Annotated in this window: 25 protein-coding genes; 10 read left to right on the forward strand and 15 right to left on the reverse strand. The window is 68.2% G+C overall.

Annotated features, from left to right (window positions below; all coding sequences use genetic code 11):
• The first annotated feature begins 19 nt into the window (after window positions 1-19).
• The gene (locus IU450_RS30255) at window positions 20-3,031 is read left to right on the forward strand and encodes a bifunctional [glutamine synthetase] adenylyltransferase/[glutamine synthetase]-adenylyl-L-tyrosine phosphorylase (protein ID WP_195153140.1); all 3,012 of its coding nucleotides are present in this window, start codon (window positions 20-22) and stop codon (window positions 3,029-3,031) included.
• Between the two features lie 36 nt (window positions 3,032-3,067).
• Here the strand turns inward: IU450_RS30255 and IU450_RS30260 are convergent, their stop codons facing one another.
• Entirely contained in the window at window positions 3,068-3,403 is a 336-nt protein-coding gene (locus IU450_RS30260) for a winged helix-turn-helix transcriptional regulator (RefSeq protein ID WP_195153141.1), read from the reverse strand.
• Window positions 3,404-3,519: 116 nt separating this feature from the next.
• Between IU450_RS30260 and IU450_RS30265 the strand changes: the two genes are divergently transcribed.
• Window positions 3,520-3,846 (forward strand): hypothetical protein, encoded by a 327-nt coding sequence (locus IU450_RS30265; protein ID WP_043689051.1) that lies wholly within the window; start codon window positions 3,520-3,522, stop codon window positions 3,844-3,846.
• Window positions 3,847-3,848: 2 nt separating this feature from the next.
• On the forward strand, window positions 3,849-4,496 hold the full coding sequence (locus tag IU450_RS30270; RefSeq protein ID WP_195153260.1) for a cysteine hydrolase: 648 nt from the start codon (window positions 3,849-3,851) through the stop codon (window positions 4,494-4,496).
• 125 nt (window positions 4,497-4,621) lie between these two features.
• Here the strand turns inward: IU450_RS30270 and IU450_RS30275 are convergent, their stop codons facing one another.
• Window positions 4,622-5,023 (reverse strand): hypothetical protein, encoded by a 402-nt coding sequence (locus IU450_RS30275; RefSeq protein ID WP_195153142.1) that lies wholly within the window; start codon window positions 5,021-5,023, stop codon window positions 4,622-4,624.
• 112 nt (window positions 5,024-5,135) lie between these two features.
• Between IU450_RS30275 and IU450_RS30280 the strand changes: the two genes are divergently transcribed.
• A complete protein-coding gene (locus IU450_RS30280) occupies window positions 5,136-6,080 on the forward strand; it encodes an endonuclease/exonuclease/phosphatase family protein (protein ID WP_195153143.1) in 945 nt (314 codons plus the stop codon).
• Window positions 6,081-6,190: 110 nt separating this feature from the next.
• On the forward strand, window positions 6,191-6,631 hold the full coding sequence (locus IU450_RS30285) for a hypothetical protein (protein ID WP_195153144.1): 441 nt from the start codon (window positions 6,191-6,193) through the stop codon (window positions 6,629-6,631).
• 62 nt (window positions 6,632-6,693) lie between these two features.
• Here the strand turns inward: IU450_RS30285 and IU450_RS41420 are convergent, their stop codons facing one another.
• From IU450_RS41420 to IU450_RS30300, 3 genes are read right to left on the reverse strand one after another with little or no spacing between them, the layout of a single operon-like run.
• Complete coding sequence (locus IU450_RS41420) at window positions 6,694-7,206, reverse strand: DUF3558 family protein (protein WP_195153145.1); 513 nt, start codon at window positions 7,204-7,206, stop codon at window positions 6,694-6,696.
• Complete coding sequence (locus IU450_RS30295; protein WP_195153146.1) at window positions 7,203-9,668, reverse strand: hypothetical protein; 2,466 nt, start codon at window positions 9,666-9,668, stop codon at window positions 7,203-7,205. The genes IU450_RS41420 and IU450_RS30295 overlap by 4 nt, the downstream gene beginning before the upstream one ends.
• On the reverse strand, window positions 9,661-9,927 hold the full coding sequence (locus IU450_RS30300) for a hypothetical protein (RefSeq protein WP_195153147.1): 267 nt from the start codon (window positions 9,925-9,927) through the stop codon (window positions 9,661-9,663). Before IU450_RS30300 ends, IU450_RS30295 begins: the two co-directional genes overlap by 8 nt.
• A gap of 432 nt (window positions 9,928-10,359) precedes the next feature.
• Between IU450_RS30300 and IU450_RS30305 the strand changes: the two genes are divergently transcribed.
• On the forward strand, window positions 10,360-11,799 hold the full coding sequence (locus tag IU450_RS30305) for a metallopeptidase (protein ID WP_195153148.1): 1,440 nt from the start codon (window positions 10,360-10,362) through the stop codon (window positions 11,797-11,799).
• Between the two features lie 6 nt (window positions 11,800-11,805).
• Here IU450_RS30305 and IU450_RS30310 read toward each other — a convergent pair whose 3' ends face one another.
• Genes IU450_RS30310 through IU450_RS30325 form a run of 4 tightly spaced genes read right to left on the reverse strand, consistent with a single transcriptional unit; the run spans window position 11,806 to window position 16,186 of the window.
• Complete coding sequence (locus tag IU450_RS30310) at window positions 11,806-12,258, reverse strand: 6,7-dimethyl-8-ribityllumazine synthase (protein ID WP_043722355.1); 453 nt, start codon at window positions 12,256-12,258, stop codon at window positions 11,806-11,808.
• A 9-nt stretch (window positions 12,259-12,267) separates the two neighbouring features.
• Window positions 12,268-13,155, reverse strand: coding sequence for an alpha/beta hydrolase (locus IU450_RS30315; protein ID WP_195153149.1), 888 nt, complete (start codon window positions 13,153-13,155; stop codon window positions 12,268-12,270).
• Window positions 13,152-14,522: a M20 family peptidase gene (locus IU450_RS30320; RefSeq protein WP_195153150.1), complete on the reverse strand. Its 1,371-nt coding sequence runs from the start codon at window positions 14,520-14,522 to the stop codon at window positions 13,152-13,154. The genes IU450_RS30315 and IU450_RS30320 overlap by 4 nt, the downstream gene beginning before the upstream one ends.
• Window positions 14,519-16,186 (reverse strand): CocE/NonD family hydrolase, encoded by a 1,668-nt coding sequence (locus tag IU450_RS30325; protein WP_195153151.1) that lies wholly within the window; start codon window positions 16,184-16,186, stop codon window positions 14,519-14,521. The genes IU450_RS30320 and IU450_RS30325 overlap by 4 nt, the downstream gene beginning before the upstream one ends.
• Before the next feature lie 111 nt (window positions 16,187-16,297).
• On the opposite strand from IU450_RS30325, the gene IU450_RS30330 reads away from it, so the two are divergent.
• Complete coding sequence (locus tag IU450_RS30330; RefSeq protein ID WP_195153152.1) at window positions 16,298-17,212, forward strand: DMT family transporter; 915 nt, start codon at window positions 16,298-16,300, stop codon at window positions 17,210-17,212.
• A gap of 223 nt (window positions 17,213-17,435) precedes the next feature.
• Here the strand turns inward: IU450_RS30330 and IU450_RS30335 are convergent, their stop codons facing one another.
• From IU450_RS30335 to IU450_RS30345, 3 genes are all read right to left on the reverse strand, one after another.
• Window positions 17,436-18,557: a glycosyltransferase gene (locus tag IU450_RS30335; RefSeq protein ID WP_195153153.1), complete on the reverse strand. Its 1,122-nt coding sequence runs from the start codon at window positions 18,555-18,557 to the stop codon at window positions 17,436-17,438.
• Complete coding sequence (locus tag IU450_RS30340) at window positions 18,557-19,297, reverse strand: polysaccharide deacetylase family protein (RefSeq protein ID WP_324197882.1); 741 nt, start codon at window positions 19,295-19,297, stop codon at window positions 18,557-18,559. The genes IU450_RS30335 and IU450_RS30340 overlap by 1 nt, the downstream gene beginning before the upstream one ends.
• Before the next feature lie 255 nt (window positions 19,298-19,552).
• Window positions 19,553-19,693, reverse strand: coding sequence for a hypothetical protein (locus IU450_RS30345; protein ID WP_195153155.1), 141 nt, complete (start codon window positions 19,691-19,693; stop codon window positions 19,553-19,555).
• 395 nt (window positions 19,694-20,088) lie between these two features.
• Between IU450_RS30345 and IU450_RS30350 the strand changes: the two genes are divergently transcribed.
• Both IU450_RS30350 and IU450_RS30355 read left to right on the forward strand, forming a co-directional pair.
• Window positions 20,089-20,532 (forward strand): TY-Chap domain-containing protein, encoded by a 444-nt coding sequence (locus IU450_RS30350; protein ID WP_195153156.1) that lies wholly within the window; start codon window positions 20,089-20,091, stop codon window positions 20,530-20,532.
• A 62-nt stretch (window positions 20,533-20,594) separates the two neighbouring features.
• Complete coding sequence (locus IU450_RS30355) at window positions 20,595-21,329, forward strand: DUF4191 domain-containing protein (protein WP_043689086.1); 735 nt, start codon at window positions 20,595-20,597, stop codon at window positions 21,327-21,329.
• A gap of 66 nt (window positions 21,330-21,395) precedes the next feature.
• Here IU450_RS30355 and IU450_RS30360 read toward each other — a convergent pair whose 3' ends face one another.
• Window positions 21,396-21,767, reverse strand: a complete 372-nt coding sequence (locus IU450_RS30360; RefSeq protein ID WP_324197883.1) for a YrdB family protein — start codon at window positions 21,765-21,767, stop codon at window positions 21,396-21,398.
• Between the two features lie 54 nt (window positions 21,768-21,821).
• Window positions 21,822-22,277, reverse strand: coding sequence for an RDD family protein (locus IU450_RS30365; RefSeq protein ID WP_195153157.1), 456 nt, complete (start codon window positions 22,275-22,277; stop codon window positions 21,822-21,824).
• A gap of 252 nt (window positions 22,278-22,529) precedes the next feature.
• Between IU450_RS30365 and glnA the strand changes: the two genes are divergently transcribed.
• Window positions 22,530-23,966 (forward strand): type I glutamate--ammonia ligase, encoded by a 1,437-nt coding sequence (gene glnA, locus IU450_RS30370; protein WP_195153158.1) that lies wholly within the window; start codon window positions 22,530-22,532, stop codon window positions 23,964-23,966.
• Between the two features lie 167 nt (window positions 23,967-24,133).
• On the opposite strand, the gene IU450_RS30375 is transcribed toward glnA, so the two are convergent.
• Entirely contained in the window at window positions 24,134-25,084 is a 951-nt protein-coding gene (locus IU450_RS30375) for a hypothetical protein (protein WP_195153159.1), read from the reverse strand.
• Between the last annotated feature and the right edge of the window lie 69 nt (window positions 25,085-25,153).

Here is a 25,153-nt window from a genome sequence, read left to right on the forward strand (position 1 = left end):
GCCATGTAATTTGAGAACCATGGTCCGGCCACCGTCTGCGCGCTCCGCCGTCCCCGGTGTCGGCCGGCTCGGATTGCTCGAGCCGTCCGCTGCCGCGTCGCTGCGCGAACTGGGCTGGGACAACGTCGAGAGCATCCCCGTACTGTGGGCGCTGTCCCGCGCACCGGACGCCGACCTCGCGCTGAGCACGCTCATGCGGCTGCGCGAGAGCATCGGAAGCGGGTGGGACGCCATCGATTCGGCGATCCGAGCGGATACGTCGCTGCGCGGCAGGCTGTTCGCGCTGCTCGGCTCGTCCAGCGCGCTCGGCGATCACCTCGTCGCCGAGCCGTCGGCCTGGGAGACCTTGCGCCGCAAGGAGTTGCCCGAACGCGACGAGCTGATCGCCGATCTGCTCGCGGTGGTCGAGGCGGAACCCGAGCAGGGGCCGAACGCGGCGCCGCTGCTGTTCCGCGCCGGGATCTCCGGCCCCGAAGTGGTGGCGTTGCTGCGCAGGCGGTACCGGGACCAATTGATGCTGCTGGCCGCGCTGGATCTGGCGGCCACCGTGGAGAACGAGCCCGTGCTGCCCTACCAGGTGGTCGGCAGGCAGCTCACCGACCTGGCCGACGCCGCCCTGACCGCGGCGCTGGCGGTCGCCGTGGCGCGGGTCTGCAAGGACGAGCCGGTACCGGTGCGGCTGGGCGTGCTCGCGATGGGCAAGTGCGGCGCGCGCGAGCTGAACTATGTCAGCGACGTCGACGTGGTTTTCGTGGCCGAACCCGCCGACGCCACCGCCACGCGCCTGGCCGCGGAGATGATGAGCGTGGCGAGCCAGGCGTTCTTCGAGGTCGACGCGGCGCTGCGGCCGGAGGGCAAAGCCGGGGCGCTGGTGCGGACGCTGGATTCGCACGTCGCCTACTACAAGCGATGGGCACGGACCTGGGAGTTCCAGGCGCTGTTGAAGAACCGCCCGGCGACCGGTGATCTCGCGCTCGGCGAGCAGTACCGCGCCGCGCTGATGCCGATGGTCTGGCAGGCGTCGGAACGTCCCGACTTCGTCGCCGACGTCCAGGCGATGCGCCGGCGGGTGGAGGATCTGGTGCCGGCCGACCTGCGCGAGCGTGAGCTCAAACTCGGGCACGGCAGCCTCCGCGATGTCGAATTCGCCGTGCAGCTACTGCAATTGGTGCACGGGCGGGTGGACGAGACGTTGCACGTGCAGGGCACGGTCGAGGCGCTGACCGCGCTGGCCGCGGGCGGGTACGTCGGTCGCGACGACGCGGCCAATCTCACGGCGTCGTACGAATTCCTGCGGTTGCTCGAACACCGGCTCCAGCTTCAGCGGCTACGGCGCACCCATACGCTGCCCGCCGCCGACGACGAGGAAGGCATGCGGTGGCTGGCCCGCGCCGCCCACATCCGGCCCGACGGCAGGCAGGACGCGGTCGGTGTGCTCGGCAGCGAGATCCGCCGGAACGCGGTGCGAGTGCGGCGATTGCACGCGAAGTTGTTCTACCGGCCGCTGCTGGAATCGGTGGCGCGCCTGGACTCCGACGCGCTGCGGCTGAGCCCCGAGGCCGCGATCCGGCAGCTGGCCGCCCTGGGCTACGCGGCGCCGGAGCACGCGCTCGGTCATCTGAAGGCGCTGACCGGCGGAGTGTCCCGCAAAGGCCGCATCCAAGCCCTGCTGCTGCCGACGCTGCTCGAATGGCTCAGCGACACACCGAATCCCGATGCGGGCCTGCTGGCCTACCGCCGGGTGTCGGAGGGGCTCGCCGACCAGATCTGGTTCCTGCGCGAACTGCGCGACGAGGGGGCCATCGCGCAGCGGCTCATGATCGTGCTCGGCTCCTCGGAGTATCTGCCCGATCTGCTGATCAACGCGCCCGAGACCATCCGGATGTACGCCGACGGCCCCGGCGGCCCGCTGCTGCTCGGCCCGCAGCCCGACGAGGTGGCCCGCGGCATCCTCACCGCCGCCGCCCGCTACGACGACTCGAAACGCGCTGTGGCCGCGGCGCGTTCGCTGCGCAGGCACGAACTCGCGCGGGTGGCCTCGGCCGATCTGCTCGGCATGCTCGAGGTGCCGCAGGTGTGCCGGGCGCTGTCGTCGGTGTGGGTCGCGGTACTCGAGGCATCGTTGCTCGCGGTGATCCGGGCGAGCGAGGCGGAGCGGGGTGCGCCCGCGCCCGCCGACATCGCGGTGATCGGCATGGGCCGGCTCGGCGGCATGGAACTCGGTTACGGTTCCGACGCGGACGTGCTGTTCGTCTGCGACCCGCGGCCGGGCGAGGACGAGACCAAGGCCATGAGATGGGCCATCGGGGTGGCCGACCGGGTGCAGCAGCTGCTCGGCGCGCCGAGCACCGACCCGCCGCTGCACGTGGACGCCGGGCTGCGCCCGGAGGGGCGCAACGGCCCGCTGGTGCGCACGCTGGCCGCCTACGCCGCGTACTACGAGCAGTGGGCGCAACCCTGGGAGGTGCAGGCGTTGCTGCGCGCCCACCAGGTGGCCGGTGACGAGGGGCTCGGGGTGCGCTTTCTGCACGTCATCGACAAGGTGCGGTACCCGGAGGGCGGTGTGTCGGCCGACGCGGTGCGCGAGATCCGGCGGATCAAGGCCAGGGTGGACGCGGAGCGGCTGCCCCGCGGCGCGGATCCGGCCACGCACACCAAGCTCGGGCGTGGTGGCCTGGCCGACATCGAGTGGACGGTCCAGCTGATGCAGCTGCGCCACGCCCACGAGGTGCCCGGCCTGCACAACACCTCCACGCTGCAAGCGCTGGACGTGATCGAGCAGACCGAGCTGCTGGACGCCCACGACGTGGCGCTGCTGCGTGACGCGTGGCTGACCGCAACCAACGCGCGCAACGCCTTGGTCCTGGTGCGCGGCAAGCCGAGCGACCAGCTCCCGGGCCCTGGGCGCCTCTTGTCCGCCGTCGCGCGCGTCGCGGGCTGGCCCAACGACGACGGCAGCGAATTCCTCGACCACTACATGCGCGTCACGCGGCGTGCCAAAGCCGTCGTCGAGCGAGTCTTCGGCGGGTGACGGTTCGGGTCCTACGGCTGCACCCAGAACCCGGGCTCATGAGCCGAGGGTGAGGCCGGTGCGGGCCGCCCGCTGTTCGCCCCAGTCGTAGAGCGCGGTGAGGACGGGCACGAGGGTGCGGCCTTCGTCGGTGAGGGTGTACTCGACCTGCGGAGGCACCGTGTCGAAGACGGTGCGGCGGACCAGGCCGTCGGATTCCAGTTCGCGCAGTTGCTGGACCAGCATCTTCTCGCTGGTCGTCGGCATCCGCCTGCGCAGCTCACCGTAGCGGTGCACGCCCTCCTTGAGGTGGGCCAGGATCACCGGCTTCCACTTGCCGCCGATCAGGTCGACGGTCACCTCCACGGCGCACTGGTAGAGCTTGTCGGGCACGCGGCGGACCTCCTGGCTACCTACTCACCGAAAAGTGCGTTCTTGTAACACTGTAATCATCACGATTCCATGGATGCCGTTCACCTGGACAACCGCAGACATGGAGCGAAACAGCAATGAAGGTCATCGTTTTCGACCGCTTCAAGCCCGGCGTCACGCTGGAGACGATCAACCCGTACCTGCCCGAGGAGGTCGCCAACGTGTGGCGGCTGTGGAAGGCGGGCATCGTCCGGGAGAACTACGCGCGAGCCGACGAGCCCGGCGTGGTCATCGTGTTCGAGGTCGACAGCGTCGAGGAGGCGCAGAAGTACGTCGCCGACTTCCCGCTCACCAAGGCCGGGTACCTGGAGTGGACCTACGTCCCGGTGCAGGCGCCGTTGCCGCTGGAAGCGCTGATGGACCCGGCCGTCGACGTCGCCGAGCCCTACGACCGGACCGCGTGAGCATGCGACACGCCTTCGGCCTGAACATCCCGCAGACCGTATCCGACGCCTGCGATCCCGCGCGGATGGCGCTGCTCATCTACGACATGCAGGTCGGCGTCGTGCGGCAGATCCCGGAGGGAGAGCAGATCGTGCGCGCGTGTGTGCGCTTGCGTGACGCCGCGCGGGCAGGTGGTTTCCGGGTGTTCTATACCCGGCACATGTCGCTGCCGGTCGCGGCCTCGGGTGTCGCGCAGCTGCGCACCGCGATGTCTTGGCAGCGGGTGGACGACCCGGCCGCCCTGCGCTCCAGCTTTCCGCAGGGCTCACCGCAGTTCCAGTTGGTCCCCGAGTTGACGCCCGGCCCGGACGAGGTGGTGTTCGACAAGATCACCATGTCGGCATTCGCGTCGACGCCACTGGACTTCGCCCTACGCGACAGCGGCATCGACACCTACGCCATCGCGGGCATCGCCATGGAGGTGGGCATCGAGCCGACGGTCCGGCACAGCCTGGATCTGGGTTATCTGCCGATCATCGTCCCCGACGCCTGCGGGGCCGGCCACCCGGAAGCCGCCGAAAGGTCTTACGCCACCCTAGAATTCGCGGGAGGATCGCTCACCACCGACACGGCCGCACTGAGCGATCTGATGAGTCGCCGCGCACCCTAGCGCGTTCCACGCGGCGCGATCCATTCCGCGTTCTCCGGCCGGGGCCGCCATCGCGTGGAAGCTCGACTACGCCGCGCCGGTACTCCGCTGGACCCGCATCGCGCCGACGACCGGGTGGGTGATGGTCAGGAGGGCCGCGATCCGCGCGGGGTAGCGGTCCTTCCACCGTCGCCTCGCAGCCGGAACATGCGCTTGCCGGCCCTGTCCGGGAGATCGGTCGCGCCTGTCGCCGACTGAGTGCCCGGGGTATCGGTCAACGCGTGGAAGCGGTCGATGAACTGGCGTATGGCCAGCCGGTTTTCGTCATCGAGCCCGTTGGCGGCGGTGACGGTGACCATGGTGCCGGAGTCGATGCGCAGGACGTCCCAGGCCACCGGCAGGACGGGCGCGTGCACGCTGCGCCCGTTACTGCTGATCGTGATGGACGAACGGGATACGCCAGGAACGAAGGCCAGGTCTTCGGCGATCGCGGCCGTGAGCGGTCCCTTCGCGGGAAACTCCTCGACGTACATTCTCGACCTCGTCACGTTGCCGACAGTAGTGAGCCAGTGTAGACATGGGACGGATCTCGCTCGAGCCACACAGAACCCACCCCTGCGCTCCACCGCGTCTTCGCCTGCATTGCTTAGGCTCGACCGCATGCGTAAATGGATGGGCCGGGCATTGCTCGGTGTGGGGTGGTGCGCTGTCGCGGTGGGCGCGGTCGGGATCGTGCTGCATTTCGGCGCGTGGCAGCGGCGCGGGCTGGTGTTGCTCGCTTCGGGGGCGTCGTACTTGATGATCGGCGCGATCGCGGGTGTGGTGCTGCTGCTGATCGCGCGCGGGTGGCGCAGCGCGGCCGTCGCCGGGGTGCTGGCCGCGGCGGTGTTGTGGACGCTGGTGCCCGCGTTCGTGCCGGAAGGGCGGGCCGCGAGTGGTCCGCAGCTGACCGTCATGCAGTCGAATCTGCTGTTCGGCGGCGCCGATCCGGCCGCCGTGGTGCGCGCGGTGCGGGACAACCACGTCGACGTGCTGACCGTCGACGAACTGACCGAGGCCGCGATCGAGCGGCTGGCGGGCGCGGGCCTGCTCGGCGAACTGCCCCATCACTACACCGAGCCCACCCGCGACGGCGGTGGCGGCACCGGCATCTACAGCCGATATCCCCTGCGGGACACCAAGAAGTACGACGGATACATCCTGCACAACGTCTCCGCGACGATGGATCACCCCGAGCGGGGGCCGATCACCGTCTTCGCGTTCCACCCGGTCCCGCCGCCGTTCGATTTCCCGGCGTGGCAATCGGAGATGCGCAGAACGCGCGAAATCCTCGACGCGCATCGAGGTCCCGCCATCGTGGGCGCCGACTTCAACGCGACTCGCGACCACGCGGCCTATCGTGACCTCCTGCGCGGCCGCTTCGCCTCGGCCGCCGACCAGACCGGGGCCGGTCTGCTACTTACCTACCCGGAAGACCGCAGCTGGGGCCCGGTGATCGGCATCGACCACATCCTCCTGGCCGACGCCACCGCCGAAGACCTGCACAGCCTCACCGTCCCCGGCTCCGACCACCGAGCCCTCATCGCCCGAATCCGGCTCCACTGAACGGCTCTCCGCTATGATGCACAGGTTCCGGTGTTGCCGATACCGCAGCGTTCGTGGGTTGCCGCCCCAGCGCTGGGCCTGCCGGGTATCGAAAGAGGGGAGCCCGCAGAGTGAGTGATATCGAGCGACTGCTTCTCCGTCTGTCGGCCTATCTGAGCGAGGACTTCTCGATAGACAGTGCCCGCGAGGTCCGGCGCCAGCTCGACGCCGTTCGCAATCGCGTTCCCTTCCCGCCGCCGGACACCATCGAGCAGACGCCGTTACGAAACCTGTTCGACTACCTCGAGCTGAAGAGCCATGATGCCGTCCTGGGCCGCACCCAATGGCTTCGCGGCGACCTGGCGGACATCGATCGAGAACTGTTGGCGGCACTGGCCGAAAGTCAGCGTGTCGGTCTGACCGAGCACGATATCGAAGAGATCGACAACCTCTTATGGGAGCTGCGCGACCGCGTCGACACTTTCGGGCCGATGGACGACGGCCGCTGGCCGTTGCAATGCCTCATCGCCTACGTGGATACGAAGATCAAGCGCTCCCTGGAAACGAACTGAACGCCTGGGCTGCTCATCATCTGACAGGTCTACGGGAGGCCGAACTGCCACGCCGTGCCTGTTCAGACTCCCGGTGGGAGTAGTGGTACGAGTTCCTCTGCCAGTTCTGTCAGAGTTGTGCACGGATCGAGCGCGACATCGTGAGACAGGTAGAGCGACAGAATTCCGCCTGTCATTTCGACCCTCAGCACACAGAATCGTTGCTCCAGCGGTAGGGATTGGATTTTCGCGGAACGCCCCGCGATACGGATCGTTTGGAATGTGTGGGGGGCCGTGCGGCCGACCTCGCTGAGCGGTGCGTTGCTTACTCCCACGGCGAGGTGATACTTCGGGCTCTGGTAGAAGCATCCCAGAGAGACGTAGTCCTCGATGCGGTTATCAGTGCTCTCTGGGTTGCTGCCGAACTGGTGCTTATCTAGGAATGGTTGCGGCATTTGGCGGCAGGGATTGAATATATTATCGAACATGTAGGCGGCCGATGTGGTGTCGACAGGAGCGGATTTATCCCGTGTGCAACCGCTCAATGCCGCACAGAGCAGGACGCAGATTATCGCTACCCGTGACGGTTTCCTCATTTCTTCGCCGGTTCCACAGGGGGCTGTCCTGTCATGTAGTACGTCATGTCCCCAGGTTTTCGCGCCATGCCGGAGAGAATTTCGAAGGAATGCGCGTTCACGTAAGAGCGAGTGAAGTCCAGCAGGTTGCGGTCGTCGAGGAACCGGTTGAGCGTCGGCTGCAGCGAGGGGGCCATGAAGGGGGCGACGTCGAGCGGTTTGCCGTCCGGGCCGACGAATTCCGGTGGCAGCTGTCCGCTGGCGTGCAATGTGGTGAACAATTGCTGGATAATCTGCTGGTTCGCTTCGGCGGTTGCCTGAGACCGGTCGGGATATGTGGGATATTCCTTCTCTGGTTCGGGGTTGAACTTCTCCATGGCGGCGTTGTAGCCCTCTTCCTTGGCGACTTCGAGTACTTGGTTGCCGATCACGCTTACCGGTGTCCGGCCGGGAAGTTCAAGGTTGTCCAAGGTCAGGGATTTGACGATGTCGCCGACCTTCTGGCGCATCTCGTACGTGTCCTGCTTGGCGCTGAAATCGTCGTCGGCGGTCTTTTCCAGCTGGTAGGTGAGCGCGTTCAAGGACGCATTGGTGGTCCGCGCGTCCAGCGTCGCGAGTTCGGGTGCGTGGATGCTCAGCCACTTTTGCGGGTCGCCGCCACCTTCAGTGATCGCCCGGTCCAGCATCTCGGCCTCGTAGGCCTGCCGGGCGAATTCCAGATTGAACCTGCCGGTCTCGGACTGGCTGCCCAGGAACAGCAAACGGTCGGCGTCTGTCCTGTCGAAGATGACATTGGCCTGGTCGCCTGGAGTCAGCGGATCGTCGTGGATCTCGGTCCTATCCGCATTGGGGTTCAGATAGGTTTCTATGTTCGTAGCCAGAACATGCGAAAGCCCGTCCGCCAGCTTCGGATTGGTGACGAACGCCTTCGCATTGTCCTCGAATACCGTGCCGTCCTCGCCCGCCTTCAGCTTCGGTCGTCCGGAATCGTCCTTCTCTTCCGGTGCGAAGACGTCCGGCAGCTCCGCCAGCGCACGCTTGGCCAGCAGTCCTTCCTGCCCCGGCTTGTCGGTGCCGTCCGCGATCCATTCGTACAGTCCCGCAGCGGTTTTGCCGTCGTCGTCCCACTCGTGGGAGAAGACGGTCGAGGTGAATTTCTGTGGGTCGAAGTTCTGCGGGTTGTACAGGTTGTCCGTGGCGCCGAAGGACAGATCGCCGGGGATGTCCTGCCCAGTGTTCGGATCTTTGCCGGTCAGCAGGGCGTAACTGGATTCGTTGTTGCGGGTGCTCGTTTCCAAGAACTGCCGGCTCGCTGCCTCCACCTTGTCCAGGTCGCCCTTGTCGAAGCCGGGCGGGTAGCCGTGCCAATCCTTCTCGCCGGCTTCGACGTATTCGGCGAGGCTGGCGCTCTGTCTGCCCAGTTCGATGCCGAGGGTTCGGCCGGGCTCGTAGCCGGGGTTGGCTTGGGTCAGCAGTTCGGCGAATGCGGCCTGCTGAAGCATCTGCTCCTTGACGGGGCGTTGTCCGTCGATGACCGTGTCGTCGCGTTCTTCGTAGCGGCCGGACACCAGTTCACGGACTCCCGGCGGAAGGTCGGCGTAGGAGCCTCGCCTGGTACCGGATCCGATCTTCTCGTTCGACACGACCATGAGCGAGTTGGCCAGGTTGTCGCGCTTCATCGCCGCGACGGGATCACCAGCCTGTTCCCGCTCGAGCAATCGCTGGTTCAGCGCGAGGATGCCGTCTTTGCCCGCTTCCTGGTACAGCGCCTTGTAATAGTCCTGCACACTGGCCGGGACGGTGCTGATCTCCTCGCCCGCGGCCAGGCGGCGCAGTTCGTCCGGACTCAGCACGTGCTCGGGCATGTCGGAGGCGATCTCATCGATGGCCGCGGTGTCGCCGTTGCGTGCCGCGTCCGCGAGCGCCTTGCCGTCCTGCTTGCCGAACCGGGCGGCCTGGTTGTCGGCGTCGGCGACGTCGAGGCTGGAGCCGAGAAGGTCGCCGCCCGATCTGATCTCGAGCGCTTGATCGCCGATCTGCTTCGCCAAGTCCTCGACGGCGTCGCGGAACGGGGAAAACGCACCGTTGATCGCGTCCTGATGGGTGCGGATCACCTCGGAATCGACGCCTTCTTTGTCGAGCACCTTCCAGGTGTCGTCCACCGTGAGCTGTGCGGCGCGCGCGTCGTTCAGCTTCGCCAGCAGCGTGTCCCGGAACCCGGATACCGCACCGACTCCTCGCGTGAGGATGTCGATCAGCTCGTCGATCTCGTACCCGAGCTTCTTACCCTGGTCGTGGTCTTGGCCGACCCGGTTGTAAGCGGCGTCGTAGGCGACGCCCTGCCAGTCGTGCCTGACCTCGTCGAAGTGCTTACGGGCGCTGTCGAGCTGCTCCGTCAGCGTGGATCGGGATTCGGCGAGTTTGCCCGTCCATGTGTTCAGCGCCCCGAGATCCCAGCGCTCGACGTCGCCGGGGCTAAGCATGGTGCACGTCCATGGCATGCATCATCTGGGCGAACTGCTGATCGCTGGTTTGCAGATTGCCTGCCGCGTCCTTGGACTTGTTCGCCACCTCGCGCAGCCGCTCGGCGACACGCAGGTACGCGCCCTCGACGAACTCGGCGGCCAGTTCGATCGCTCGCGGGATATCCGACCCGGGCGCAGCCGCCTGCAGCCCCGCCGCCGAGGTTCGTACATCGATGCTGTCGATTTCGTTGCACGCGGCGAGCAGTTTGTCTGCCATCGCACGGATCTGGTCCACATCGGCTTGTAGCAAATCCGCCCCCTACTCCTCGCAATTGGCGACGAATTTAGCATGACGAAGGGCCGGTAGATCGCACCGCTGGACGTCGCCGACGCACCCTCATACGTGGACACGGTCGCCTCGCGGGCGGCTTCAGCAGCCGGGGACGGTCAGCGGCAGCGGAAGGAGCGGAAGAGCCGGTCCGGCCCGACGTTCACTTCGAGGCATCGGCTGCGGCGGGTCTGTATGGCTATCAGCCGCAAGGTTTTTCCTACTGCGGCGTTGGCCGCAGCGGGGCCGCGGCCTCGTTTCCGCACGCACATGCGCTATTTCGCGACAACCGCGTGGCGATTGATGCGCGCGACCGATTCGCCGCGATTACGATATGAGCGCTCGGCGGGCCCGAGACGCGGTACTCGGGGAGGCGGCTCGATGGCGAAGAACAAGCGATTCGGTGTGGTGGCCGTGCTCGCGGTGGTAGCGATGGTGCTGGCGGGATGCGCGCAAGGCACGAACGGGCGTGCGGCGCAGCAGGTCTCGCCGCCCGCCGACACCTGGGAGCTGGCCGGATCGATGACGGCTGCCGGGCCGAACGGTCCGCGCAAGGGCGTGCCGGACGCGCCGCTCACGGCGGACAACGGTGACGGCGGCGCGATCGACAAGCTCGCCCTGAATGCCGTCGCCGACGTCCAGGACTTCTGGACCGCCCGGTACCCCGAGCACTTTCCCGGCACCTTCAAGCCGGTGACCAGGTACATCTCCTGGGATGCGAAGGCGCCCGAGACGCAATCGGTCAAGTTCTGCAAGTCCGACACCTACCAGGTGGTGAACGCCGCCTACTGCGGTGGCGACCACACCATCGGCTGGGATCGCGGTGTGCTGCTGCCGCAATTGGTGCAGAAGTACGGCGAGATGGCGGTGGTGATGGTGCTGGCCCACGAGTACGGCCACGCCATTCAGGGGCAGGCGAAGCTGGCCGGTTTCCTGACTCCGCCGCTGGTGCAGGAACAGCAGGCCGACTGCCTCGCCGGTGTCTTCCTGCGCCATGTGGCGGAGGGGGATTCGGCGCACTTCACGCTCAACACCACCGACGGCCTCAACGCCGTGCTCGGCGCCACGGTGGCCGTCCGTGACCAGGATCCGAACGATCCGGACAACGTGCACGGGTCGGCCTTCGAGCGGGTGACCGCGGTGCAGATCGGTTACACCGACGGCGCGGACGGCTGCAAGCAGATCACCAGGAAGGAGATCGCCCAGCGCCGCGGCAACCTGCCCACCACCTTCGAACCCGGTGAGGAGCAGGCGCAGCTGCCGGTGGACGCGGCCGCGCTGACCAGCCTGAGCAAGGCGCTGGCCGAGATATTCCCGATCGCGCGGCCGCCGCAGTTCGACTACTCCGGGGTGGGGCGCAACTGTTCGGAGGTCACGGTCACCCGGCCGGTGTCGTACTGCCCGAGCGCGAACCGGATCGGCACCGATGTTCCTGCCCTGGCCCGCCGTGGCGGACCGATGGCGGGGGAGGACCCGCTCTCGGCGGTCGTGGACGGCGACTACAACGCGTTCGTCGTCTTCGTGTCGCGGTACGTGCTCGCCGTGCAGCAGGACCGCAAGCTGTCGCTGACCGGCGCCGAGACGGCGGGCCTGCGTACCGCCTGCCTCAGCGGCGCGGTGACCACGAAGCTGAGCGAGCCGGGCAGCGATCCGCACCTGTCCGCGGGTGACCTGGACGAAGCGGTGTCCGGCCTGCTCGCGGACGGGCTGGCGGCCGCGGATGTGAACGGCAAGGTCGTGGCGAGCGGTTATCAGCGCTTGGAGGCGTTCCGCACCGGCGTCCTGGACGGCGAGAGCGCCTGCCTGGCCAAGTTCCGGTAGCAGGCCTTAGACCGGCAGCGATCGCAACGAGCTGAGCGTGCTCGCCAGCGCGCGAGCCGCCTCGGCGCCCTTGGTCACGAAGTGCTCTGTGAAGTACGTGACGTGCTCGCTGTGCTCATGGAAGTGGTGCGGGGTGAGCACGACCGAGAACACCGGCACATCGGTGTCCAGCTGCACCCGCATCAGCCCGTCGATCACCGCCGACGCCACGAAGTCGTGCCGGTAGATGCCGCCGTCCACCACCAGCGCGGACGCGACGATCGCCGCGTACCGGCCGGAGTGCGCGAGCCGCTTGGCGTGCAGCGGGATCTCGAAGGCGCCCGGCACCTCGTAGACGTCGATCGTGGCGGGATCGAAGCCGAGGTCGGCGTATTCGGTGCGGAAACCCTCGTACGCCTTGCCGACGATCGAGCTGTGCCAGCTGGCACGGATGAACGCGATGGATCCGGTATTGCTCATGCCGGGATACTACGGTTCGGTAAGGTGCGCTTCCAGCCAACCGACGACATCGTCGAGCACCTTCTGCTGTTCGGGCTCGTTGAACACCTCGTGGTAGAGGCCCTCGTAGCGGATCACGGTGAGGTCCTTCGACCCGGCGCCCCGTTCGATGAGGTCGGAGCTGGACGGCGCGGCGATCGAGTCGGCGGTGCCGTGCAGCACCAGCAGCGGCACGGTGAGCCGCGCCAGCCGCTGCTTGACCGTGTTCGTCGCGTTCAGCATCTCGGCGCCGGTGCGGGCGGGCAGCATGCCCCGGTAGACCAGCGGATCGTTGTCGTAGGCCGCGACCACCGCGGGGTCGCGACTGATCTGCGACGAATCCAGCTTCAGCACACCGAGATTCGGAGTGAACCTGCTCAACACCGGCGCGAGCATGCGCTGCACCGGATTGCCCACCGGGATGTCCAGCGGCGGCGCGGACAGCACGACGCCCGCGACATCGATCGGCGCGCGGGTGGCCAGATACAAGGTGATCAGGCTGCCCATCGAGTGCGCGACCACGAAGCGCGGCACGCCCGGCTGCTCTCGGCTCGCGATGGCCAGCATGGCGGCGACATTGTCGGCGGCGCCGTCCATGGAGCCGATGTTGGCCTTGCCGCCCGCGGACTTCCCGTGCCCGATGTGGTCGAGCGCGTAGACCGCGAAACCGGCGGCGACCAGGCGCTGCCCGACATGGGTATAGCGGCCCGAATGCTCGGCCACGCCGTGGACCAGCACGATCACGCCCCGCGCTGCGCCGTCGGGCAGCCACGCGCGCCAGGCGACTCCGCTGCCGATGCCGTCGAACTCGCCGGTCTCGGTGCGGATCGTGGGCGGCTCGGCGGGCGTGGCGTCGCCCGCCGTCGGCTCGGTCGTCATGCCTCGGCTCCTGCCGTCGATGGCGCGCCGACCCTCGCGAAATGCTCGATCAGCCGCCGGTTGAACTCGATGAGTCGAGCGTAGTTGACCCGGGAGAGGCGTTCGTCGGTTCCGTGGATCGAGGCCAGGTCGCGCTCCTCCAGCACGATCGGCGCGAAATTGCAGCGGGTGGCCGCCAGGTCGTCGTAGTGCCTGGAATCGGTCGCGCCGGGAACGATGCCGGTGGTCACGGCGATTCCGGGGACGACGGCGCGGGCGAGATCGGCGATCAGCTCGAAGGCGGGGCCGGGCCCGGCTATCGTCGACGGTTCCGACGACATGCCGACCAGTTCGAACTCGATCCCGTTGTCGCGCACCACCTTCCGGCAGTGCGCCAGCACCGAGGCGACCGAGTCGCCCGGCAGGATGCGGAAGTTCACCATCGCCTCCGCCCGCTGGGGCAGCACGTTCGCCCGCACGCCGCCGCGGATCATCGTCGGAGCCGTGGTGGTGCGCACCATCGCCTCGGTCTGCGGCTGGGTCGCCATCACCCGGGTGATCGCCGGTCCCGCGATGCGCGCGAGACCGAGCAGACGTCGCCGCGGTCCCGGCATGACCTCGCGCAACCTGGCCAGCATGTCCGCGACCACCGGCGTCAGGCGCAGCGGCATCGGATGGTCCTGGATGCGGCCCACCGCCCGCGCGATCCGGCCGACCGCCGTCTGCTTGCCCGGCATGGACGAATGGCCGCCCACCTCGGTGACCGACAGCCGGACCGTGGCGTAGCCCTTCTCGCCGAGCATGATCGTTGCCACCGGCTGACGCACGCCCTCGACGACCCCCGCGGTGATCACCCCGCCCTCATCCAGCAGCAGATCCGCGCGCACGCCCGCCTGCCGCAGATGTCCGGCCATCCGCTCGGCGCCCTCGCCGCCGAAGACCTCCTCGTCGTGCCCGAAGGCCAGATACACGGTGTGCCGGGGCCGCAGGCCCGCGGCGAGCGCCGACTCGACCGCCTCCAGGATGGCCAGCACGCGGCTCTTGTCATCGATCGCGCCACGGCCCCAGATGAATTCGTCGTCCACCACCCCCGCGAACGGCGGATGGGTCCAGCGCGATGGGTCGTCGACGGGCACCACGTCCTGGTGCGCGAGCAGGATCGCGGCCACTCGGTCCGGTTCGGCGCCCGGCCAGCGGTAGAGCCTGCTGTGCGCGAACCGCTGCAGTTCGAGCTCGGCGTGCACGCGCGGGAAGGACGCCCGCAGGTGCGCGTCGAGGCGGTCGAACGCGTCGCTGTCGGCGTCCCGCGGGTCGTCGGTGGACACGGTCGCACACCGCAGCGCGGCGGCGAGGCGCTCGGCGGTCGGGTCGTCGACCGGGTCCGTCATCGGTCACCGGTGCGGTCGGGCAGATTCATGGGCACCGTTGCATTGTTCAACACACTCGGATCGAGAGCGATCGTCTTCTCGTTTCGCCACTTCACGATGCCTTCGGTGAGCCCGCCCGGCAACTCGGGTCGACGCGTCGCGGTCAGCAGCGGCAGCTCGACGCTCGCCGAGGTCACCGTCACGGGAGCGAAGGCCGGTGCGTGCGACCACACGTCGTCGACCACGTCGGTGACCCGAACACCGATTCGGTGTCCGGCGGGAATCGGCCAGTCCTGCGCGAGCAAACGGACCTCGGCGGTGTCGCGGACGGGGGCGATGCCCCGGGTGATGACGGTCGCGCGCAGGTCGGGTGCGATGTCGTAGAGCTCGACGGCGACCGTCGCGCTGGTGGGGCCGCTCAGCCGGAGGGTGGCCGTCGGTATGCCGGACAGGTGCTGGTCCTGGGCAAGCGGCGTTGAGACCGACCAGATCTCGCGGTCCGGCCCGGGGACCAGGCCGCGGTCGGTATAGCCGCCGGGCCGCAGCTCGACCGAGATCCGCTGGGCGTCGGCGGGTGGCCACGCGGTCTCCGCGCGCCAGCGGCCGTCGAACTGGCCGACGGTGATCCGCGGACCGGGGATCCGCACGTCCCGGCCCGCGACGTGCTTGTCGAAGAAGGCGAGCAGCTCGGTGTCGAAGTGCGGTGTCCCGCACTTGTCGTGGCAGGTGCGGTGTCCCCACTGGCCGAACCAGGCCCGGTGGTCGCCCGGGCCGAGGCCGTTCCACAGGTCGAACACCCGGTAGGCCCGGGTGTTGTAGTCCACGAAGCCCTGACCGAGGAACAGCGGAATCGTGTTGCCGCGCAGTCGCGCCACCAGGTCGCGGTCGCGCCAGAAGGCGGTGTCCGCGTCGTGGTCGCCGATCTCGGTCAGGTACTGCTGATAGCACGGCCACGGCAGCTGCGTCGCGTTCGCCCGGTATTCGCCGGAGTCCTCCGGACGCGGCGGGGTCGAGGCGATGAGCAGATGCTCCAGCCCCGCGAAGTCGGCGGGGCGTACACCGCTCTCGGTGATCGGTTTGCCGGAGAACTTCCACGAGACGCCCTGCATGTACAGGTAGGAGTACGGGTCGACGACCGGTTCGAACGCGCCCACCGCGGCGAGGCCCTTCGGTGCGGTGGCCAGACCCATCAGGCCGGTCCAGGCTTCGTACGAGGTGCCGAACAGCCCCACCTTGCCGGTGGACCACGGCTGGCTCGCGGCCCACTCCACGGCCGCGGTGACATCCGCGCGCTCCCCGGGGCCGCCGAAGTCCGGGCAGCCGTTGGAGCCGCCGAATCCGCGCAGGTCTACGACGACGTAGGTGTATCCCGCGTTCAGGAACAGTTCGGCGGTGAGATTGTCGGTGGACGGGCCGCCGGTGAGGCGCGGCTCGCTCAGGTAGGCCAGGTGCGCGCGATACGGGCTGACGGTGAGGATGACGGGCGTCCGGGTGTCGTCGGAGACACCGGCCGGGCGCAGGATGTCCGCGTGCAGCCGGGTGCCGTCCTTGCCGTCGATGTACACCTGCTTCCACTGGTAGGGCACCGGCAGCGGTTCGGCGGTCGCGGTCACCGGGGTGATCGCGGCCAGCAGCAACAGCAGGCCGCACAGGGCACGCGACAAGACGGCTCGTTCGGTCACCATAGGACTATCGAGTCTGCCCGGACGGCCGTCCAGCCCCCGGAACCGGGGTAGTCGTCCAGTCGCCGGACGCACGCCATCCGGTGTTCATCCGGGCAGACCAGCATCGGCGCTATGCCGGAGCGTGATTTCGGGTCCGCCGACGCGGTGGCGACGATCACCTTGGCGTTGCTGGGCGCGTTCCTGTTCGCGGTATCCGCGGCTCTGCAACAGGGCGCGGCGCGGCAGGCCGCCGTCGAATCCGGGCAGGGACGGTTCCTGGTGATCGCCGCGATCGCGCGCCGTTTGATCACCGACCCTCGCTGGCTGGCCGGGCAGGCGGCGAACGTGGCCGGGTTCGTCGTGCACGCGTTCGCGCTGCGTTTCGGAGCCATCGCGGTGGTGCAGGCGTTGCTGGTCGTGCAACTGTTGTTCGCGCTGCCGTTCGCCGCGCGGCGGCGAAGGCGCGCGCTGCTCGCGCAGGACTGGGCCGGAACGACAGCGGTGTGCGCCGGGCTGATACTGCTCGTCGCTCAGGGGATTCCCCCGCATTCGGCGGTGCGGAGCGAGCTGTTGCCCGTCGCGGGCACCGGTGTGGCGGCCGTGATCGTCGTGCTGTTCGGTGCGTCCCGGCTGGCCCGCTCCACGCAACTGCGGTCCGCGCTGGTGGCCGTGGCGGCGGGCTGCTGTTTCGCCACCACCGCGGTCCTGGTGGTGGTGGCGACGAAAACCCTGCCGGAGCCGAGCTGGGCGCTGCTGGGCATCCCGGTGTCGACGGTGCTCGGCGGCATCCTGACCCAGGAGGCATACGCCCGCGGCTCGCTGCCCACGGCGCTGACCGCGATGACGATCACCGACCCGGTACTCAGCTACCTGGCCGGGCTGACCCTTTTCACCGCGACGATCCACCCGAGCCCGCCACTGCTGGCTTGCGCGGCCACCGCGGTGATCGTGGGCGTCGCGCTGCTGGCGAACTCGCCGACGCTGCACGACGAACGGGAGATCTCCGCGAACGCCGCAGGAGCCGCGGTGCGGGCGAAGATCGCGTAGGCGCGGTCCCGGGCGGAACCCGAACAATTTCGGCCGCACCTGGCGCGCGGCACGCGGTGCGAACTTCGCGTGGTGTTACTACTGACCGCGATCTGCCATGTGCCGGTATCCCTCATAGACGCTGCGGTATCGGGGCTGCCGGTGCGTCTGGTCGCGGAAGCGCGTTGCTGACTCGCAGTGGTCGGGTCGGACTGTCTCCGTCGTCTTCACGCCGGAGTGCGCGTCAGGCGGAGCGGGCCGGGATCTCGTAGTCGGCGTAGAGCTCGAGCATGCGCTCGACCGTCGCCGACCACGGAAAACGTTCCGCCGCCGCGCGGGCCGCGTGCCGGCGCTGGACCGCGGGGAGAGAGAGCAGTGCGCCGACCCCGTCGGCGAGGCCGCGCGGAGTCCCGTCGCACACGATGCCGGAGCCGGGGTCGCCGACGAGTTCACGGGCGGCGCCCGCGGCGGGAACGACGACCGGAGTCCCGCACGCGAGCGCTTCCAGGACGGCGAGGCCGAAAGTCTCGGCGGGGGAGGGGAACACCGCGATGTCGGCGTCGGCGATCAGGGTGGCCAGCGCGGTCCGGTCGGTGAGATGGCCGTGGAACACGACCGGAAGCCCAGCCGCCATCTGTTCCAGCCGAGAACGCAGCGGGCCGTCACCGATAACCGACAGCGCACAGCGCAGACCGGAGTCGACCAGGACGCGCACCGCCTGGATGGCGCGTTCGGCTCGCTTCTCCCGTGACAACCTGCTCACCAGCACGAGCCGCACCGGATCGTCGGAGCGCCCTGCTTCCCGCAGGCTCTCGGTGGATGGTCGGAAGGTCGTGAGGTCGACGCCGAGCGGGACCCGGCGCACGTTGCGCGCGCCGACCCGGTCGAACTCCGCCGTGGCGAAATTGGAGGTTACGACGACCTTTTCGGCGCGCACCGAGAGCCGCCGGTTGGCCAGGTCGGCCGCCGCGGTGAGCGGGAAGCCGCGCGGCACCCGCGAGCGCAGGATGGCGTCGATGCGTTCGTGCGAGAACAGCACCAGCGGGACGCCCGCGTCGCGCGCCCAAGGTGCGAGCCAGCGGACACTGAGTTTGTCGCTGCACTCGAGCACGTCCGGGGCCAGCCGATCGAGCACGGGCCGGGTGCGGCGGGCGGTGAGCACGTGATAGCCGGCGTCGCCGAACTTCGGGCTGCGCACGGTGATCCGGTGTCCGGAGGCGGTGTGCTCGTCGTCGTCGTGCGGACCGGGCACGACGAGCACCCGATCGTGACCCGCCGCCGAATAGCCGCGCCCGATCTCGTCGACACAGGTGCGCAAACCGCCGGAGGCGGGAGTGTAGAAGTTGGCGATCTGCACGATCCGCATCAGCCGACCGCCGATCCGACCAGTTCGCCGTAGGTGGTCGCCTGTGCGCCGGTCCGCAGCACCGCGTCGATGGCGCGCAGGGTGGTGTCGCGCAGACCCGGTCTGCTCAGGTCGTCGGGATGCAGCGCCAGCCGGACCAACCCGCCGCGTTCGGCGATGCGTCGGGCCAGAGTTTCGACCATCGTCGCGCCGAACCGTTCGGACCACCCGCCGCCGGGACGGTGCGAGAGCGCGAATCCCCGATACCGGCGTCCGGTGCGGAGATCCTTGGCTGCGAAGTGCGAGGTGGTGTAGGTGAACCCCGCCCTGCGCAGCGCCTGCTCCGCGCCGGGTGAGACCAGCCAGCCCGGGGGAGTGAAGCCCGTGGTGGGCAATCCTGCTTCGGACATCACCTCGGTGCCGGCGTGCAATTTGGCCGCCGCCTCGTCGACGTTCAAGGCGGCGAATTCGGCCGCACCGCGCGCCACCGCGTGCCCTACCGCGCGGCGCGGCCATCCGCCTTCGGGCCCCGCCCGGTGCGACCACCCGTGCAGGAGGATGTCGTCACCGGCCCGTCGGCGCTCCCGCAGGAACGCGGCGTAATCCGGATCGCCGGACAACCGCTTCCCTCGCCACGGACCGGGAATCACCAACAACGAGACGGGAATCCCGAATCGATCGGCGTCGGCGCACCAGCGCGCCGTCTCCGCCGCACTCGCCGGTGCGACGTCATGGACGCTCACCACCAACCGCGCACACACGTCGTGGAAGCTAACACCGCCCGATGGCCGCGAGCTGAACAGCGCAATGCGCTCGTCTGAAAGCTGCGTACCTTCGGCCCAGCTCAGACCCCTCGGGTGCGGTGCACCCCATTCACCTCGGGTGCGGTGCACCCCATTCACCTCGGGTGCGGTGCACCCCATTCACCTCGGGTGCGGTGCACCCCATTCACCTCGGGTGCGGTGCACCCCATTCACCTCGGGTGCGGTGCACCCCATTCCGGCGCGTCCAGCCGGTCACCAGATATCCGCCCAGGCCGGTCGCACCGGCAGATCGAACGCCGCGGTGCGCCCGCGCGCCGGCATCGGCACCGAGGCGCCCTCCGGAAACCGGGCCTGCAACGACGCCGCCCGTCCCCGGCGGAACTCCGAGAACACGAACTCCTTCCGAGAGCGAGACGAAACCATCCTGCGATTCGAAGCGCGAACCCGGACCCTACAGCGCGCCCACTCAACCCTCGGGCTTTGGCATCTCGGTATCTGTCGAGAGGAACTGGCCGGAATCACAGCGGAATTCGACGCACGTCGCGACGCCGTGCATCCGAGGAAATGCATCTTCGGGATCGCTTCGGCGACGAAGGCAAGTCGAGACTGCTCAGGAAGAGCATTACGGGGACGAGAAGCCGCAGGTCGGAGCGGTTCTGCACAGATGAGACGCGGGATATGGCAAACGGCTATGACTCGGGTGAACCGGGCGGCGGCGCAACGAATTTCGTCTGGTGTCCCGGGCCGGTCGGCGTATGATCAGGCCAGTGCCGATACCCGGGGGAAGAATGAGCGAGCCGGCTACCGCGGACTGGGAACAGTTCGTGCAAGCGCTGGCGCATTGTCTTTCAGAGCTGCCATCCCGGGCGACTCTCATCATCGCCGCACCCGGAAATCGCTATGTCCAATTTGTCCAATACGACATCAAATTGTCCGCTGAACTGGCGGGGAACCATTACCTGAGCAACCCGATCCCGGAGCCCGCCGCGCAGGAGTTGCGCACACTGGGCTGGCATGAGCCCGCGGTGCGGCGCGATGCGGACAACTGGACCAGGACCCTCTTCTGGCCCATCGCGCCGAACAGTCTGGTCGAGTTCGCGCGCTCGGTCGCCGTCGGCCTGCGCGACGCCCTCGGTGTGGCCGCGCCGGTCGAGTTGCGCGCGATGGGCTGGACCGAGGCGTCGGGTGACCTGGATCTCACCGTGCTCGGCCCGATCGCCCGCCGCGGGTAGCGCCGCCGTCGGCCGCTGTCCCACGGCATAGCCGCGACTACCTGGGCACTATTCTGAGAGACATGGCAGCAGGCAAGCCCACCAAGGAAGCGAAGGCCGCGGCGAAAGCGGCCCGCAAGCAGCAGTCGAGAGAACGCCGCAAACAGCTGTGGCAGGCGTTCCAGATGCAGCGCAAGGAAGACAAGCTGCTGCTGCCGCTGATGATCGGCGCGTTGGTCGGCATCACCGCCGTCTTCGTCGTGATCGGCTTGATCTTCGGGCTGACCCTGTTCCTCGTCCCGCTGGGCGTGGTGCTCGGCGCGCTGGTGGCGTTCATCATCTTCGGGCGGCGGGTGCAGAAGAGCGTCTACCGCAAGGCCGAGGGCCAGGCGGGCGCCGCGGCCTGGGTGCTGGACAACCTCCAGGGCAAGTGGCGGGTGAGCAACGGCATCGCCGCGACCACGCAGTTGGACGCGGTGCACCGGGTGATCGGCCTGCCCGGCGTGGTCCTGGTCGCCGAAGGCTCCCCCCAGCGGGTCAAGTCGCTGCTCGCCCAGGAGAAGAAGCGCACGGCCCGGTTGATCGGCGACACCCCGATCTACGACGTCGTCATCGGCAACGACGAAGGCCAGGTTCCGCTCAAGGATTTGCAGCGCTACCTCACCAAGCTGCCGCGCAACATCGACACCAAGCGGATCGATCTCATCGAAGGCAGGCTGGCAGCGCTCAGCGCGCGCGGCGGGCCCGCCCTGCCGAAGGGGCCGATGCCCGCGGGCGCGAAGATGCGCGGCGTGCAGCGGACCATCCGCCGCCGCTGACCGGCTCCTCGCACGTGCTCTAGCTACCGGCGCGACGCTCGACGGCGCGCGTGTCCGGATGCCGCGTCACTTGCGGGCGAGCAGCCAGACGACCCGGTCGTAGGCGAGCACGTGATAGACGATCACCAGCACCGCGAGCGCCAAACCCCAGTGCGGCAGGCCGGCCGACTGCAGCGCGAGCGCCCCGCCGCCGAGCACCGAGAGTTCGATCACCAGGCGCGCCGAGCCGGACACGGCGACCCTGGGCTGCCCGTTGCGGCTCGGGTCGCCGGGCACCGAGAAAGCGCCCCATACGACTGCCGCGATTACCGGCAGCGCCACCACCAGCAGAAACTTCCACGGCCCTTCGAACGCGCGCCAGCCGAAGACGCCGAAGGAAGCGACAGCAACGAGCTCGAGCAGAAAACGGACGACGAGCATCACCGGATTCAACGACACCGGCGCAGCCTAGTGGGGTGACCCGGCGGCCGGCGGGCTCGATGCCGGGGCGGCTCAGCGCGAATGCACCAGTGCGGTGCCGGTCGCACGATCGTGCATTCCGCGACCGTCGGCGTCGGTGAACAGCGCGGGCACCACGAACAGCAGCAGCACCTGTCTGGCCAGCGCGCGGACGAAGCCGACCGGCACCGGCTCGTCGATGCGGACCGTGCGCAGCCGCAGGAAGTACTGCCCCGGGGTGAAGCCGAACAGGGTCACCGCGCCGACTCCGATGACGAACCAGATCAGCAGCGTCAGGCTCGACGCCGAGGTGCTGCGCGCGATGAGCGCCGCGATGCCGAGCGCGATCATCCAGTCCACGAAGAGGGCGGCGATCCGGCGACCCATGCCTGCCAGCGAGCCCGCTCCCGTCTTCGGGAGGCCGAGGTGCTCACCGGGGAACTCGGGAGTTGCCGGGCCGCCGGAGTCTGCCGGGGGTCCGGAGAGCCAGGAGCCGGTGATGCGTGCCATGCACCCAAGAATAGGCGCGCCCGGACGGGCGTCCGGTACCGCATAAGCGGAGTTCAGCGTCGGCGCGCGCCGCGGCGGGGGCAGGACTACCATGCATTTCGAGTCCGGGTGGTCAGCACCACGCTGCCAGACGCACGTGTAACACCGGCGAAACACAGCCTTGACTGCAGGGAAACACGGCATCCATAGCGTCTGGTCGCGACGAACCCATGCAAGCGACACTGGCTGGGAACCGATCCGTAAGGAGAACAAGTGACGTTCAGCACGGCCGACGAGGTCATCAAATTCATCGCTGATGAGGACATCGAGTACGTCGACATCCGGTTCAGCGACCTGCCCGGTGTGCAGCAGCACTTCTCGATCCCCGGGAAGGCTTTCACCACCGACCTCGCCGAGGAAGGGCTAGCGTTCGACGGCTCCTCCGTTCGTGGGTTCCAGTCCATCGACGAGTCGGACATGCTGCTGCTGCCCGACTTCTCCACCGCGCGCGTGGACCCGTTCCGCGCCGCCAAGACGCTGAACCTGAACTTCTTCGTGCACGACCCGTTCACCCGGGAGGCCTACAGCCGCGACCCGCGCAACATCGCGCGCAAGGCGGAGGAGTACCTGCGCTCCACCGGTATCGCCGACACCGCGTACTTCGGCGCCGAGGCGGAGTTCTACATCTTCGACTCGATCCGCTACGACTCGGCCATGAACGGCGCCTTCTACGAGATCGAATCGGTCTCGGGCTCCTGGAACACCGGTGCCGAGTTCAACCCGGACGGCACTCTCAACCGTGGCTACAAGGTGCGCAACAAGGGCGGTTACTTCCCCGTCGCGCCCTACGACCACTACGTCGACCTGCGTGACAAGATCGCGACCAACCTGCAGAACGCGGGCTTCGAGCTCGAGCGCGGCCACCACGAGGTCGGCACCGCCGGTCAGGCCGAGATCAACTACCGGTTCAACACCCTGCTCGGTGCGGCCGACGACCTGCAGCTGTTCAAGTACATCGTGAAGAACACCGCGTGGGCCGAGGGCAAGACCGTCACCTTCATGCCGAAGCCCCTCTTCGGTGACAACGGCTCGGGCATGCACGCCCACCAGTCGCTGTGGAAGGACGGCAAGCCGCTGTTCCACGACGAGGCCGGCTACGGTGGCCTGTCCGATATCGCCCGCCACTACATCGGCGGCATCCTGCACCACGCGCCCTCGCTGCTGGCGTTCACCAACCCGACCGTGAACTCCTACCACCGTCTGGTGCCGGGCTACGAGGCCCCCATCAACCTGGTGTACTCGCAGCGCAACCGCTCCGCCGCGGTCCGCATCCCGGTCACCGGCAACAATCCGAAGGCCAAGCGCATCGAGTTCCGCGCACCGGACTCTTCGGGCAACCCGTACCTGGCCTTCGCCGCCATGCTGATGGCCGGCCTGGACGGCATCAAGAAGAAGATCGAGCCGCTGGCCCCCGTCGACAAGGACCTCTACGAGCTCCCGCCGGAGGAGGCCAAGAACATCCCGCAGGCCCCCACCAGCCTGGCGTCGGTCATCGACCGCCTCGAGCAGGACCACGACTACCTCACCGAAGGCAACGTCTTCACCGAGGACCTCATCGAGACCTGGATCACCCTCAAGCGCGAGGGCGAGATCGCGCCGGTGAACCTGCGGCCGCACCCGTACGAGTTCGAGCTGTACTTCGACGTGTAAGCCTTTCCGGGCTTTCGACCTGCGGCGGAGTATCTGACCAGGGTGCTCCGTTCGCAGTAGGTTCCAGCGAGTCCATCCGCTCCGCGATCGTTTCACCGATTGCCGGGCGGGTGGACTCGTCTGCGTTCGGGAACAGGAAGCGGGCCGGATCGCATCAAGTCACCGACCTACGATGCGGTGCCCCACGTCGGTGTGCCGTAGACGTTGAGTTTGTCGATGCCATGGTCTGCGGAGAAGCCCAGTCCGACCGCCGAGTAGCGCCACGCCGCCCCACACGCTTCGGCGGCCCCGGCAAGTGCGTCGACCGCATATGGGGTGCCGTAGTGTTCGGATGCGAGTTCGCGCACGAGCCCGTCGAGGTCGGTGCGTTGCCTAGAGCCAAGGGAAAGCCCGAAACCGGTGCCGCCCGCACCTCGTGAGCAGCAGACGAACCAGTCGTGTCGGTGGAGCTGGGCTGCGTCGATGCCACACCGAACGAACTCCGACAGCAGTTCCCACGCGGGATGCCCGAAGTAGCGGGACAGTTTCATCGGCACGGCGACATCGTCGTAGCGCGCCTTCAGGTAGATCTTGTGGTTCACGTTGCCGTGCGCGTCTACCTCGATCGCGGCGGCAACAGGTGTAATGAGTTTCTCGTGGTCGGGTACCGTTGCCAATCCGGCGAAACCGGGCCACGCACTGCACAGCCTCTGCAATGCACCCGGCACTATCTTCAGGCCGCCGTATACCTTGAGACGCGCCGCGTACTGTGGCGCTGCGGCATGATGGACAACCCCTATCCACGTCGCCGAGCGGTGGCGCGTAGAGACTTCCGAGGGATCTGGATAAAGCGTCGTGACGAACGACTGCAGCATGTCGGCGACGGCCTCATCGCCGTTCGGCAACCATGCGACGAGCTCCCGAATCGTGGCGAGCTGAGCGGCGAGGCGAAGGCCGAACCGTGTCTGCTGCGTCGCGGTCTCGGTGATATACCTAACGGCCGGAGTGACCTTCCCCCGCCCTCCGCTCACACTGGCTTCGAACGGAATGCCGGAGATCGTCAGCATGCTGGCGCGGTGACCATCCGGCCCGAGCGCATCCAGCTGTCCTCCACAGGCGCGTTCCAACAGGGTGCGCATGGGCGCTGGGTCATCGCCCAGCGACAATCGTTCGGCCAAGTCGGCCAGAAATTCTCCGGCAGGTCCAGT

Origin of the sequence: Nocardia abscessus (genome assembly GCF_015477775.1) — a bacterium.
In the GTDB taxonomy this organism is placed as follows: Bacteria; Actinomycetota; Actinomycetes; order Mycobacteriales; family Mycobacteriaceae; genus Nocardia; species Nocardia abscessus_A.